At 54.2% G+C, this 14,519-nt stretch carries 12 protein-coding genes; all 12 read left to right on the forward strand.

The features are described 5' to 3' along the window. The first annotated feature begins 101 nt into the window (after window positions 1-101). The 12 genes from DK872_RS22950 to DK872_RS23005 all read left to right on the forward strand — a co-directional run bounded on the left by DK872_RS22950 (window position 102) and on the right by DK872_RS23005 (window position 14,516). On the forward strand, window positions 102-692 hold the full coding sequence (locus DK872_RS22950) for an NAD(P)H-dependent oxidoreductase (protein ID WP_007370483.1): 591 nt from the start codon (window positions 102-104) through the stop codon (window positions 690-692). Between the two features lie 467 nt (window positions 693-1,159). Continuing rightward, window positions 1,160-2,305, forward strand: a complete 1,146-nt coding sequence (locus DK872_RS22955; protein WP_007370481.1) for a porin — start codon at window positions 1,160-1,162, stop codon at window positions 2,303-2,305. A gap of 291 nt (window positions 2,306-2,596) precedes the next feature. Continuing rightward, window positions 2,597-2,920 carry a PTS sugar transporter subunit IIB gene (locus tag DK872_RS22960; protein ID WP_007370480.1) on the forward strand — a complete coding sequence of 108 codons (324 nt, stop codon included), beginning with the start codon at window positions 2,597-2,599 and terminating at the stop codon, window positions 2,918-2,920. A 73-nt stretch (window positions 2,921-2,993) separates the two neighbouring features. Then, complete coding sequence (gene chbC, locus DK872_RS22965) at window positions 2,994-4,352, forward strand: PTS N,N'-diacetylchitobiose transporter subunit IIC (protein ID WP_071921312.1); 1,359 nt, start codon at window positions 2,994-2,996, stop codon at window positions 4,350-4,352. Between the two features lie 76 nt (window positions 4,353-4,428). Then, window positions 4,429-5,268, forward strand: coding sequence for a transcriptional regulator ChbR (gene chbR / locus DK872_RS22970; RefSeq protein ID WP_161518886.1), 840 nt, complete (start codon window positions 4,429-4,431; stop codon window positions 5,266-5,268). A gap of 58 nt (window positions 5,269-5,326) precedes the next feature. Next, window positions 5,327-6,682: a 6-phospho-beta-glucosidase gene (locus tag DK872_RS22975; RefSeq protein ID WP_161518887.1), complete on the forward strand. Its 1,356-nt coding sequence runs from the start codon at window positions 5,327-5,329 to the stop codon at window positions 6,680-6,682. 9 nt (window positions 6,683-6,691) lie between these two features. Beyond that, on the forward strand, window positions 6,692-7,453 hold the full coding sequence (gene chbG / locus DK872_RS22980) for a chitin disaccharide deacetylase (protein WP_161518888.1): 762 nt from the start codon (window positions 6,692-6,694) through the stop codon (window positions 7,451-7,453). 222 nt (window positions 7,454-7,675) lie between these two features. Further along, the gene (locus DK872_RS22985; RefSeq protein WP_107147281.1) at window positions 7,676-8,815 is read left to right on the forward strand and encodes an efflux RND transporter periplasmic adaptor subunit; all 1,140 of its coding nucleotides are present in this window, start codon (window positions 7,676-7,678) and stop codon (window positions 8,813-8,815) included. A gap of 2 nt (window positions 8,816-8,817) precedes the next feature. Continuing rightward, window positions 8,818-11,982: an efflux RND transporter permease subunit gene (locus tag DK872_RS22990; RefSeq protein ID WP_007370474.1), complete on the forward strand. Its 3,165-nt coding sequence runs from the start codon at window positions 8,818-8,820 to the stop codon at window positions 11,980-11,982. A 1-nt stretch (window position 11,983) separates the two neighbouring features. After that, a complete protein-coding gene (locus DK872_RS22995; protein ID WP_079517444.1) occupies window positions 11,984-13,420 on the forward strand; it encodes an efflux transporter outer membrane subunit in 1,437 nt (478 codons plus the stop codon). 88 nt (window positions 13,421-13,508) lie between these two features. Then, on the forward strand, window positions 13,509-13,865 hold the full coding sequence (locus DK872_RS23000; protein ID WP_161518889.1) for a DUF6515 family protein: 357 nt from the start codon (window positions 13,509-13,511) through the stop codon (window positions 13,863-13,865). A gap of 69 nt (window positions 13,866-13,934) precedes the next feature. Further along, the gene (locus tag DK872_RS23005; RefSeq protein WP_007370471.1) at window positions 13,935-14,516 is read left to right on the forward strand and encodes a TetR/AcrR family transcriptional regulator; all 582 of its coding nucleotides are present in this window, start codon (window positions 13,935-13,937) and stop codon (window positions 14,514-14,516) included. Window positions 14,517-14,519 lie beyond the last annotated feature (3 nt).

Raw genomic sequence — 14,519 nt, forward strand, 5'->3', positions numbered from 1 at the left:
TTGACAAGGTTATATACCAAAGGCAACTTACTATTGGTAGGTTACCTTTGGTATATAAGATTACGTCCGTTCATCGCGGATGGCAACTGAGGAGGTTTCACATGCACGCTTTGATCGTAGTATCGCACCCGTTGGAGAGTTCATTAACGCACGCTCTGGTGCAGGCAGTTGCGGAAGGTATTCGCCAGCAGGGGCGGCAACACAGCGCGGAAATCGCCGACCTGGCGCGAGAAGGGTTTGACCCGCGCTTTTCAGCAGCGGATGTCGCCGCCTTCAATCAAACCGCGCCGCTGCCCGCCGATGTGCTCGCCGAACAGGCGCGTATTGCTAACGCCGATGCGCTGGTGCTGGTATTTCCTATTTACTGGTGGACAATGCCGGGGCTGTTAAAGGGCTGGATCGATCGCGTCTTTAGTAACGGCTGGGCCTATGCCGATAGTGGCGAAGGTAAAGTGATTAAAAAGCTCGGCCATTTGCCGGTCCATCTTGTGGCGCTGGGCGGGGCCGATCGCCGCACCTTCGAAAAGCATGGTTATGCGCAATCGTGGAACACACAAATCGCGCACGGGATTTTTGATTACTGCGGCGCGCCGGTGCTGACCAATGCCACGCTGATGCTGCCGGATCTCGGCAGCGCGGAAGCGGCGTTACAACAGGCCGTTGAAATTGGCCGCAACGTCTTTAACCGCTGAGTTTTAGCCGCCGCTCTCCGGCGGCTAAATATTTATTTGGGAGATTTAACAGATCGCTGCGCAATAAACGGGGCTGAATAACTATTTCCCCCGTCCCACCGCGAAACATTTCAGGCAAAAAAAACCGAACATGGCTGTTCGGTAAGATATTTCAAGCGCGTTAGTACTACCAGATCTCATTATTGTCCGCACGTTTTACTCTCTGTCAGCAACAAAACGCTTAACAATCTGTGCCTTTATTATGGGCACATATCATTATTAGCAAAACGAGCTTTTTTTCTTTAAAACGAGAAAAATTACCGCCAGACATGTATTCAGACAAATATAAAAAACAGAAACCAGACGTTACGTTTATATACATTTAAATAAATTAAGCGCACGAATCTCTAATTTTGGAAACAGAACTGTCATATTCGTAAATTACTATGCCCGCGCTAATAGTGAGTAGCATTCCCGAGGAAAAATAAATGAATACTAAATTAAAAATGCTGACAGCCTCGATCGGTGCAGCAGTGGCATTGATGTCTTTCGCAGCGCAGGCAGAAATTACTCTGCTGAAACAGGATCCACAGGCCGACGACCCGCTGAGCCGTCTGAACTTTACCGTCGGGGGGTCTATCCGCCCGCAGTTCGATAACGCGATGGGCAACAGCGACAAAGGCTCGTACAAACGTAACGGCTACGATGGCGGTACCCGTTTTCGTTTCTCCTCCGACTACTATCTGTTTGATGATATTAGCTGGATTAACTATTACGAACTCGGCGTGAACATTCCGGCACTTTTTGACTGGGATAATCACTATGCCGAAGGCACACGAAATACGACCCGCCGTATGCTCTACACCGGGCTGAAAAGTAAAACCTGGGGGACGCTCACCTACGGTCAGCAGAACAGTATTTATTACGATGTCGTGGGTGCGAAAACTGATATCTGGGATTACGACATGAAGGCCCAGGCGCCGGGCAACGGTATCAACGGCGACTACGACGGCTCTTATCGCTCACGTAATATGCTCAAATATAAGAAAACCGTTGGCGACGCGGATATTTATGTCTCTTACCTGTTCAATGATTCCGACTATCTGCCGGGCAACGGCACGCGTTACAAACGTAAAGGCGGCGGTTCACTGGGTGTCGATTATCACCTGACCGATACCCTGACATGGGGTACGGCGTGGAACTACACCCGTGCGGAAATGCGCCTGCCATCAACGGACGACAGCAAAAACTACGATCAGAACATCCTCGGTACCGCGCTGAGCTGGACGCCGGATAACTGGACCTTCTCCTTCGGCGGCGGCTGGTATCAGAACTTCCTGCTGACCAAAAAATCCGACGTGCAAAACTACTTCGCGGGCGATGCGTGGGGGATTGAATACTTTGCCGGTTATAAAATCCCGGTGGGCCAGTACGCGCTTAAATATGTACAACCGTACGTGATGGGCGACCGTCTGCAATACACCACTGGTCGCGATTATCAGCGTATTGATAACGGCGTCGGTGTGACTTTCCAGCTGGATTATGGTTTCCGTGTCGATTACGAACACGTGTTTACCTCCAGCAGCGACAACCTGAGCGACATGAATATCGTGCGCCTGCGCTACGACTTCTGATGCACGCCTGCCCCCGGCCTGGGGGCATTTCCTCTCCTGCCACCGCCCCTCTCATCACCAAAGCACAATTTTTAACGATCTATTTACGAAAATGTGAAGATGAACATAGCGCCAGGTCAACCACAGACAATTTTGGCAAGTTGAGAAATATCCTAAGCCGGAAGCGTGCCGTATACTTGTTTCGGACGCAGAAAAAAGTTCTCCCGCTTCGCGGGGCAGCCATTGCAGGAAGCCCTAACGCAGCCTGCATAGGATCTGGCCGACAGAAAATCGCATATTGAGGGACGCATAATGGAAAAAAAACGTATTTATCTGTTTTGTTCAGCGGGTATGTCAACGTCGCTGCTGGTGTCAAAGATGCGTGCGCAGGCGGAAAAATATGAAGTACCGGTCATTATTGAAGCATTTTCTGAGTCTCTGGCCGCAGAAAAGGGGCCGCAGGCGGATGTGGTATTGCTCGGCCCGCAAATTGCGTGGAAGTTAGCGGACATTCAACAGTTGCTGCCGAATAAACCAGTCGAAGTGATTGACTCGCTGCTGTACGGCAAAGTTGATGGTCTGGGCGTGCTGAAAGCGGCCGTCGCTGCCATTAAACAGGCCGCCGCCAATAATTAACGTCTCTTATTACTGAGTTATTCCCTCACACTGCGCCGCAATAACCTGTTGCGGTATTTAAGGGTATTTTTCTATGAGTAATGCGATTGCTTCACTTGAAAAGATACTTCTTCCTTTTGCGGTTAAATTAGGAAAACAGCCTCACGTTAATGCGATTAAAAATGGCTTTATTCGTTTAATGCCATTAACGCTCGCGGGTGCGATGTTTGTTTTAATTAATAACGTATTTTTAAGTTTTGGCGAAGGATCGTTTTTCTATTCGTTAGGCATCCGCCTGGATGCCTCGACCATTGAAACGCTCAACGGTTTAAAAGGTATTGGCGGCAACGTCTATAACGGCACGCTGGGCATTATGTCGTTAATGGCGCCGTTCTTTATTGGTATGGCGCTGGCGGAAGAACGCAAAGTTGATGCGCTGGCCGCCGGATTATTATCCATTGCCGCTTTTATGACCGTCACACCTTATAGCGTCGGCGAAGCTTATGCCGTTGGCGCAAACTGGTTAGGCGGGGCGAATATTATTTCCGGGATGATTATTGGCCTGGTAGTCGCCGAATTGTTTACCTTTATTGTGCGGCGCAACTGGGTGATTACGTTGCCGGAGAGCGTGCCCGCTTCGGTGGCGCGTTCGTTTTCCGCGCTGATCCCCGGCTTTATTATTCTGTCGCTGATGGGCATTGTCGCCTGGGCGCTGACGCATTTCGGCACCAACTTCCACCAGCTGATTATGGATACCATCTCCACGCCGCTGGCCTCGCTCGGCAGTATTGTCGGCTGGGTGTACGTGCTGTTTGTGCCGCTGCTGTGGTTCTTTGGTATTCACGGTTCGCTGGCGCTGACCGCGCTGGACAGCGGCATTATGACGCCGTGGGCGCTGGAAAATATCGCCGTTTATCAGCAGTACGGCTCCGTTGATGCGGCGCTGGCCGCTGGAAAAACGTTCCATGTCTGGGCCAAGCCGATGCTGGATTCGTACATTTTTCTGGGCGGCAGCGGCGCGACGCTCGGGCTGATTATCGCCATCTTCTTCGCCTCCCGGCGGGCGGATTATCGCCAGGTGGCGAAACTGGCGCTGCCTTCCGGCCTGTTCCAGATTAACGAACCGATTCTGTTCGGCCTGCCGATTATCATGAACCCGGTGATGTTTATCCCGTTTATTCTGGTGCAACCGATCCTCGCCGCCATCACCCTGCTGGCCTATTACAGCGGCATTATTCCACCGATCACCAACATCGCACCGTGGACGATGCCAACCGGGCTGGGCGCTTTCTTTAATACCAATGGCAGTATCGCCGCGCTACTGCTCGCACTCTTCAACTTAGTGATTGCCACGCTGGTGTACCTGCCTTTTGTGGTGGTCGCCAACAAAGCGCAGAACGTGATTGATCAGGAAGAGAGCGAAGAAGATATTGCCGCGGCGCTGAAGTTCTGAAGCCTGGGCGCTGGCTTGAGGTAAGTGCGCTTATCCTTAAGCCACCGCCCGATGTAAAACGCGTAAGGAGTTAACCATGCAGCCACAGATCAACACGCAGGGAATTAAAACGGTTCGCGAGCAGCAGCTCTTCAACGGTAAAAATTTCCATGTGTTTATCTACAACAAAACCGAGAGCACGAGCGGGCTGCATCAGCATGATTACTATGAATTTACGCTGGTTCTCACCGGCCGTTACTACCAGGTGATCAACGGAAAACGTGTGCTGCTGGAGCGCGGCGATTTTGTGTTTATCCCGCTCGGCTCGCACCATCAGAGTTTTTACGCGTTCGGCGCGACGCGCATTCTGAATGTCGGCATCAGCAAGCCGTTCTTTGAACAGCACTATCTGGCGCTGCTGCCCTTCTGCTTTGTCGCTTCGCAGGCCTATCGCACCAGCAATGCTTTTATGGCCTATGTCGAAACGGTCATCGCTTCGCTGAATTTCCGCGAAAACGGGCTGGATGAGTTTATCGAAGCCGTCACGTTCTACGTGATTAACCGGCTGCGCCACTACCGGGAAGAGCCGGTCATGGATGACGTTCCGCAATGGCTGAAAAGCACCGTCGAAACGATGCACGATAAAACGCAGTTTGGCGAAAATGCGCTGGAAAATATGATCCAGCTGGCGGGCAAATCCCAGGAGTATCTGACCCGCGCCACCCGCCGCTATTACCGCAAAACACCGATGCAGATTATTAATGAAATCCGCATCGATTTTGCGAAAAAGCAGCTGGAAATGACCAACTATTCGGTGACGGATATTGCCTGGGAGGCTGGCTACAGCAGCCCCAGCTTATTTATTAAAACTTTCAAAAAAATGACCTCATTTACGCCCAATAACTATCGCAAGCGATTAACGGAAATCAATCAGTAAGGTGACGGGCGCGTTTCATTGCCCGCTGTCATTCATGACCGAATTCAAGGGAGAATTTATGAGCCAGAAATTAAAAGTCGTCACCATTGGCGGCGGGAGTAGCTACACCCCGGAATTACTGGAAGGTTTTATTAAGCGCTACCATGAATTACCGGTTTCTGAATTATGGCTGGTCGATGTCGAAGAGGGGCAAGAGAAGCTGGATATTATTTTTGCGCTCTGCCAGCGCATGGTGGAAAAAGCGGGTGTACCGCTGAAAGTCTATAAAACGCTGAACCGCAGGGAAGCATTGCAGGGCGCAGATTTTGTCACCACACAACTGCGCGTCGGTCAATTGAAAGCGCGCGAACTCGATGAGCGGATTCCGCTCAGCCACGGTTATCTGGGGCAGGAGACCAACGGCGCGGGCGGTTTGTTTAAAGGGCTGCGCACCATTCCGGTGATTTTCGACATTATTAAAGATGTGGAAGCGATTTGCCCGAACGCGTGGGTTATCAATTTCACCAACCCGGCCGGAATGGTCACCGAAGCCGTTTATCGCCATACCGGTTTTAAGCGTTTTATTGGCGTCTGCAATATTCCCATCGGCATGAAAATGTTTATCCGCGATGTGCTGAACCTTGCTGACAGCGACGAACTGGCGATCGATCTGTTTGGCCTTAACCATATGGTGTTTATCAAAGATGTGCTGGTCAACGGTACGTCGCGCTTTGCCGAACTGCTCGACGGCGTCGCGTCCCGCAGGCTGAAAGCCTCGACGGTGAAGAACATTTTCGACCTGCCGTTTAGCGAAGGGTTAATCCGCGCGCTCAATCTGCTGCCCTGCTCTTACCTGCTCTATTACTTCAAGCAAAAAGAGATGCTGTCGATTGAGATGGGCGAATATTACAAAGGCGGCGCGCGGGCGCAGGTGGTGCAGCAGGTTGAGAAGCAACTGTTTGAGCTTTATAAAGATCCGGCGCTCAAAGAGAAGCCGAGAGAGCTGGAGCAGCGCGGTGGCGCGTACTACTCCGATGCCGCCTGCGAAGTGATCAACGCCATCTATAACGATAAGCAGGCCGAACACTATGTGAACATCCCGCATCACGGACACGTAGAAAATATCCCGGCGCACTGGGCGGTCGAGATGACCTGCATTCTCGGGCGCAACGGCGCGACGCCCCATCCGCGCGTGACACAGTTTGACGAAAAAGTGCTTGGGCTGATTCACACCATTAAAGGTTTCGAAGTGGCCGCCAGCAAGGCGGCGCTGAGCGGTGAATTTAACGATGTGCTGCTGGCGCTCAATCTCAGCCCGCTGGTGCATTCGGATCATGATGCGGAACTGCTGGCGCGTGAAATGCTGCTGGCGCATGAAAAGTGGCTGCCCAACTTTGCTGAGTGCATCGGCAAACTGAAAGCGTCACCGCGTTAAGGAACGGCTATGGAACGCTTATTGATTGTTAACGCGGACGATTTTGGTCTCAGCAAAGGGCAAAACTACGGCATTGTCGAGAGCTTTCGTCACGGCGTGGTGACGTCCACGACCGCGCTGGTCAACGGCGCGGCGATTGAGCATGCGGCGCAGCTGAGCCGTGAACTGCCCGCTCTTGCGGTAGGTATGCACTTTGTACTGACGCTGGGCCAGCCTTTAACGCCTATGCCCGGCCTTGCCCGGCACGGCGAACTGGGAAAATGGATCTGGCAAATGGCCGAAGCCGATACATTACCGCACGCAGAAATCGCCGAAGAACTGGCGAGCCAGTACCAGCGCTTTGTTGCGCTTTTTGGCCGCGAACCGACGCATCTGGACAGCCATCACCATGTGCATATGATCCCGCAGATCTTGCCGATTGTGGCGCAGTTTGCCGCCGTGCGCGGGTTGCCGCTGCGCCTCGATCGCCCGGCAGGATTACCCGCCAGCGATTTGCCGGCTGGGCTTCGCAGTACCGAGGGTTTCAGCAGCGGCTTTTATGGCGAGGCGATTTCTGACGCGCTCTTTTTACAGGAGCTGGATGCCTCAGCCGCGCGCGGCGAGGATTCGCTGGAGATGATGTGTCACCCGGCGTTTGTCGATAACACCATCCGCCAGAGCAGCTATTGCTACCCGCGTTTAACCGAACTGGAGGTGCTGACCTCGCTGTCGCTGAAATACGCCATTGCTGAACGCGGCTACCGGCTCGGCAACTTCCGCGATCTGACATAGCGCCTTTTGCGGCGCGCGCTGCGCCGCATTTCCCCGCTGGCCGCGACCTTGGCTCAGCCTTTCATTCGAAATTTCACGCACTCTTTTCATGGATTTAGCACCTTAAACGTATCCGCCTGTAAGCAAATATCCTTTATATCTTCACTTTTCCTCGTATATTTTTTCGCCTTCATTTTGCTATCCTCCCGCATGAGAATGAACGTTCATTACTGAGGTTTGCAAATGGCATTGAAAAGAATAATGGTGGCCGTACTGGCATGTCTGATTGTCGCCTGCGACCAAAAACCGGAAACGAATGCAGGTGCGATGGCAATGCAAGTTGGCGTGGTCACGCTGAAGGCCGAACCGGTAACACTATTCAGTGACCTGACAGGACGCGTCACTGGCACCATGGTTTCTGATGTTCGCCCGCAAGTCGAAGGCATCATCAAGAAACGGTTATTTAAAGAAGGAGACGATGTTGTCGCGGGCCAGGTGCTATACGAAATTGACCCGGCAACGTATCAGGCAAGCTACGATGAAGCCATCGCCCAGTTGCAGAATGCAGTGGCGATTGTTAACAGCAGCAAACTGAAAGCCGAGCGTTATGCCGCATTGGTGAAAGAGAATGGCGTATCTCGTCAGGATGCGGACGACGCCATGGCCACCTACAAACAAAACGTGGCTTCCGTCGCGCAGTATCGCGCCGCCGTGGAGAGCGCCAAAATCAACCTCGGTTACACCAAAGTCAGAGCGCCGATTTCCGGTCGCATTGGTATTTCCTCCGTTACGCCTGGCGCGCTGGTCACCGCCAGCCAGACCACGGCGCTGGCAACCATCCGTACCCTTGATCCGATTTACGTCGATTTAACACAATCGAGCACGCAACTGCTGAAACTGAAAAAACAGCAGTTGCAGAACAGCGATAATACGGTTCCCGTTACCGTGACGCTGGATGACGGCAGCCAGTATCAGCATCCTGGTAAACTGGAGCTGACCGAAGTCTCTGTTGATGAGTCCACCGGCAGCGTGACGCTGCGCGCCGTCTTCCCGAACCCGGAACACGATTTGCTGCCGGGCATGTTTGTGCGCGCCACCGTCAGTAACGGCGTGCGCAGCGAAGCGATCCTTGCGCCGCAGCAAGGGATCACGCGCGATGCCAAAGGCAACGGCACTGCGCTGGTGGTGAATAAAGAGAATAAAGTGGAAAGTCGCGAGGTGGTTACCGACCGGGTGATCGGCAATAAATGGCTGATAACTCAAGGGTTACAGAGCGGTGACCGGTTAATTACCGAAGGCACCAGCAAAGTGCAGGCTGGCATGACAGTGAAAGCGGTGGAAGTCGGCGCTACCGAATCCAGTGATGGAAACGGAGGGAAGTAATTATGCTGGCTCAGTTTTTCATCCGTCGCCCGGTCTTTGCCTGGGTTATCTCGATCGTCATTATGCTGCTTGGCATTATCAGCATTAATAATCTGCCGATCGCGCAGTACCCCGATGTTGCGCCGCCGCAGGTCAGGATCTCCGCCACCTATACCGGTGCGTCTGCGGAAACCCTGGAAAGCAGCGTAACGCAGGTGATTGAACAGCAGCTGACCGGCCTGGACGGCATGCTCTATTTTTCCTCCTCCAGTACCGCGTCCACGGGCCAGGTCAAAATCACCGTTACCTTCCAGCAGGGTACCGACCCGGATATTGCGCAGGTGCAGGTGCAGAACAAAGTCCAGCAGGCGGAAAGCCGCTTACCGGATGCGGTCACCTCGCAAGGCGTGACCGTGGAGAAAGCGCAAAGCGACTTCCTGCTGGTCATGGCGCTGTATGACAAGACCAACAAAAGTACCTCTTCGGATGTCTCTGACTACCTGGTCAGCAACATGGAAGATGTGCTGGCGCGCGTTAATGGCGTGGGCCGCGTGCAGGTGTTTGGTTCGGAATATGCGATGCGTATCTGGATGGACCCGAACAAGCTGGCCGCTTACTCGCTGATGCCTTCCGATGTGGAAAGCGCGCTGGAAAACCAGAACACCCAGGTCTCATCCGGGCAGTTAGGGGCACAACCGGCCAGCGGCGAGCAGCAACTGGTTGCCACCGTGCGTTCGCGTTCGCGTCTGCAAACGCCGGAACAGTTCCGCAATATTGTGCTGAAAACCAAAACCGATGGTTCCGTTGTCCGCTTAAGCGATGTCGCCCGGGTTGAAATGGGCAGCGAAGATTACAGCGCCAACGTACTGGCCAACGGCCACCCGGCAGCGGGTATCGCCATTCAGTTGGCCTCCGGCGCGAACGCCTTATCCACCGCAGAACGGGTTAAAAACACCGTCGATGAGTTCCGCAGTACCATGCCTGCCGGTTACGCCATTGACTATCCGCTCGACAGCACCGACTTCGTCAAAATTTCCATTGAGGAAGTGGTGAAAACCCTCGCCGAAGCGATCGCCCTTGTGGTGGTGGTGATGTTCCTGTTCCTGCAAAACCTGCGCACCACCTTGATCCCGACGATTGCCGTGCCGGTGGTGCTACTGGGAACCTTCGGCGTGCTGGCGGCCTTCGGCTACTCCATCAACACCCTGACGATGTTCGGGATAGTGCTCGCCATCGGTTTGCTGGTCGATGACGCCATCGTGGTGGTGGAAAACGTCGAGCGTGTGATGCGGGAAGAAGGGCTGCCGCCACGGCAAGCGACAGAAAAATCGATGAAGGAGATCACCGCAGCGCTGATCGGTATCGCCATGGTGCTTTCCGCCGTGTTCCTGCCGATGACCTTCTTCAGCGGTTCCACGGGGGTGATTTACCGCCAGTTCTCCATCACCATCGTCTCGTCAATGGTGCTGTCGGTGATCATCGCGTTAACACTCACCCCTGCCCTGTGCGCCACGCTGCTGAAGCCGCACGATCATGAAAATGCCGGTAAAGGTTTCTTCGGCTGGTTCAACCGCAGCTACGAGAAAATACAGGAGCGTTACCACCAGCGCGTGGCGAAAGTCCTGCATGGTCCGGGCCGTTATCTGGCGCTGTACAGCGTGCTGTTAATCGGCTGCGCAGTGATGTATATGCGTCTGCCGACCGGCTTCCTGCCGACCGAAGACCAGGGTTACATCATGGTGCAGTACACGCTGGCGCCAGGTGCCACGGAAAACCGCACTCTCGAAGTGCGTAAACAGATCCAGAACTACTTCCAGACCAAAGAGAAAGATAACGTCAACGTCAGCATGCTGGTCGATGGCTTCAGCTTTGCGGGTAGCGGGCAGAACGCCGGGGTGGGCTTTATCTCGCTGAAAAACTGGGATCTGCGTAAAGGCGCAGAGAACAGCGCCGATGCGATCGCGAAGCGGGCAATGATGAACCTCTCCTCGATCCGTGATGCGCAGATCTTCGTGCTGACGCCGCCGTCGGTCAGCGGCCTGGGCCAGTCGAACGGCTTCACCTTTGAGTTGCAGGCGCGCGGCGGCACCGACCGCGATACGCTGCTGAAACTGCGTAACCAGTTGTTGGCCGAAGCGGCGAAGGATCCGACGCTCTCCAGCGTGCGCCCGAACTCACTGCCGGACTTACCGCAAGTGCAGGTCGATGTGGATGACGTGAAAGCGCAGTCGCTGGGAGTCTCCGTCAGCGATGTCAACAGTACCCTCAGTTCAGCTATCGGCGGAACGTATGTGAATGACTTCTCGGATCGTGGACGGGTGAAAAAAGTCTACATCCAGGGGGATTCAGCCTTCCGCAGCAAGCCGGAGGATATCGATAGCTGGTTCGTTCGCGGTACCGACAGCGATGGCAACAGCACCATGGTGCCGTTCTCGTCGTTCGCTTCTGCGCACTGGATTTATGGCGCGGATGCGCTCTCCCGTTATAACGGCCTCTCTTCCTATGAGATTCAGGGGCAGTCCGCGCCCGGCAGCAGTTCCGGGGAAGCGATGAACACCATGGAGAAACTGGCAAAAGCCCTGCCTGGTGGAGCCACCACCTATGCGTGGAGCGACCTCTCCTACCAGGAGCGCCTGGCCGGGAACCAGGCCATGTCGCTGTATGGTATTTCGCTGATTGTTGTCTTCCTCTGCCTGGCGGCGCTGTATGAAAGCTGGTCAGTGCCCTTCTCGGTCATGATGGTGGTTCCGCTCGGGGTATTTGGTTCCCTGTTAGCCATTACGCTGCGCGGGCTGGAGAACGATGTCTACTTCCAGGTGGCGCTGCTGACCATCATCGGCCTGTCGGCGAAGAACGCGATCCTGATTGTGGAATTCGCCGAGGAAAACTACCGGCGAGGCGAAAACCTGGTGGCGGCGGCGATTCACGCGGCCAGCACGCGTTTACGCCCGATCATCATGACATCGCTGGCGTTCACCGCCGGTGTACTGCCGCTGGCTATCTCAACCGGCGCGGGCGCTAACAGTCGAATCGCCATCGGGACGGGGATTATCGGGGGGACAATCGCCGCCACCTTGTTGGCCATTTTCCTTGTTCCTCTGTTCTTCGTGCTGGTCAGACGCGTATTCCCTTCCGTGCCGGAGGAGTACAAAGCAGTGCGCGAAACGACAGAAAAATCAGGAGAATAAGATGTCAGCAAGACTTTTAGCAGCATGCGTACCGTTTCTGTTAGCGGGCTGTATTTCGCTGGATCCCCACTATGACAGGCCAACCTCGCCGGTCAGTGGCCAGCTTCCTGCCGGGGAGGCCTATGCCTCCCTGAAAGGCACTCAGGGGAATAACTATCGCGATATCGACTGGCAGCAGTACATTCTCGATGACCGCCTGCGCCAGGTGGTGGCGATGGCGCTCGACAGCAGCCGCGACCTGCGGGAAGCAGTCGCCAGCGTGAAATCCGCGCGGGCGCAGTATGGCGAAGAGCGTTCGAACCTCTTCCCGACCGTTAACGCGGAGCTGACCGGCACCCGTTCCCGCTCGCTCAACAACACCGGCAGCGGGACGTCTGTCAGTTCCAGCTATGAAGGCGATGCCAGCACCAGCTCGTTTGAGCTGGATCTGTTTGGCAAAAACCAGAGCCTGACGCGCGAGCAGTATGAAACCTGGCTGGGTACCGTCGAAGGGGCGCGCAGTACGCGTCTGACGGTGCTCTACAACACGGTGGATTACTGGCTGACGCTGGCGGCGGATAAAAGCAATCTGACCATTGCGAAAGAGACTGCCGAAAGCGCGCGGCAATCGATGGAAGTCACCCAGGCGCAGCTTCGTCACGGCACTGCGTCAATGGTGGATGTCTCTTCCGCCGCCACAACGTACCATTCGGCGCTCGCCGATGTGGCGAAATACCAGACCAGCGTGGCGCAGGATAAAAACGCCCTCGATCTGGTGGTTGGGCGGGCCGTGCCGGATAACCTGATCCCGGAAAACATTGATGCGGTGGCAAATGCGTTCAAAGAGATCCCGGCGGGCATCTCTTCCGACGTGCTGCTGAATCGTCCGGATGTGCTGGAAGCCGAGCATAATCTGAAATCGGCCAATGCCAGCATTGGGGCAGCGCGGGCGAATTTCTTCCCAAGCATCTCGCTAACCGCCAGCGGCGGCGCGGCAAGCAGCGACCTGTCGTCACTGTTTAAACACGGCGCCGGGGTGTGGTCCTTCTCGCCAAGTATTTCGCTGCCCATCTTCACTGGTGGCTATAACATTTCGCAGTTGAACTACACCAAGGCGCAGAAGGAGTACTACGTAGCGGCCTATGAGAAATCGGTGCAGACGGCCTTCCAGGAAGTGGCCGATGCGCTGGCGCGGCGCGGTACGATTAACGATCAACTCACCGCGCAGAAAAACTATACCAAAGCGGCCGAAGAGTATTACCGGCTGGCGTATCTGCGTTACCGCAATGGTGTGGATACCTGGTTGAACGCGCTTGATGCCCAGCGCACGTTATACACGGCCAGAACCTCGCTGGTCAGCGTGCAACAGGAGTATTACACCAACCTGATAACGCTGTATAAAGTGATGGGCGGCGGTACAGGGCTGGAAGAGAAAACGGCAGCACTGCAGCAGCGTTAAGACACTGTGTAAGCACCCGGTAGAAGAATGCTCTGCCGGGTGTAAAGAGAGTCTGTTCGATACTTGTGACACACCGGGAAAGGCAACCATGAAAAAACACACCTGCACCTTATTCGTCTTACTGAGTCTTTCATTCAGTACAATAGCGGCACCTTTTGGCGATCCGCACCGCCCAGGCCCCGCGTTGCCGCGCGATAATGCGCCCCTGACCATCTTACCGCCTGCGGCGGAACTGATCGTGATTGGTGGATTAACCTACTACCTGCTGAATGGTCTCTATTATCAAAAACAGGATGGTCGTTATGTGGTGGTCGACAGTCCTTCTGGCGGCGCGATGTCGGTGCTGGACTACAACGGCAAACGCTATTACGTAAAAGATGGCCACTATTACCAGCGCAATATCGATGATGAGTACATTGAAGTGCCACGGCCGGCTGGCCTTTAACCTTAATGCTCCTGTGGACAGGCAAAGCGGCCACAGGAGCAATATTTACCCGTCCGCAGGTAACTTATTTTGGCGACAAACAAACAAGAGCAACGCGTAAATGAACGCCGACAAATAATCATTGAAGCGGCAAAAGCCTGTTTCAGCGAGCACGGCTTTCACGGGTGCAGTATGGCCGAGTTATTCAGCCGGTCGGGTTATGGCGCGGGCCAGCTTTATCGTGATTTTCACAGTAAAGAGGCGCTGATTAATGAGGTGGTAAAAAGTGTCGCGGCCCAATGGCGAGCGTTTTTATTTCGCCAGCTACGATCTGATACGACGCTGAGCGATCTTCTGAATAGTGAATCCGCTTTCTGGTCCGGCTGGAGTCAGCGCGAACACGCGTTATTACTGGAAAGTTATTCGGAAGCCTCAAGAAATGAACAGGTGCGCAAAATATTAACTGATGAAGAAGAACGAACCATTAGTTATCTTGCCGGAAACGCCGAACTCCTGAATAGAGAAACGCAGCAACCGTTTAGCCGGGCACAAATTCGTCTGCTACTGACTATTATCGATGGCTTTATTTGTCGGGTGGTTTACGATCAGCAACTCAATGAAAATGAGCTGCTGCGTCTTAATACGTTGATTTTTAGCAACCCGAACGCCTGAAGG

Source organism: Kosakonia sp. MH5 (assembly GCF_009935945.1).
GTDB classification, from domain to species: Bacteria; Pseudomonadota; Gammaproteobacteria; order Enterobacterales; family Enterobacteriaceae; genus Kosakonia; species Kosakonia radicincitans.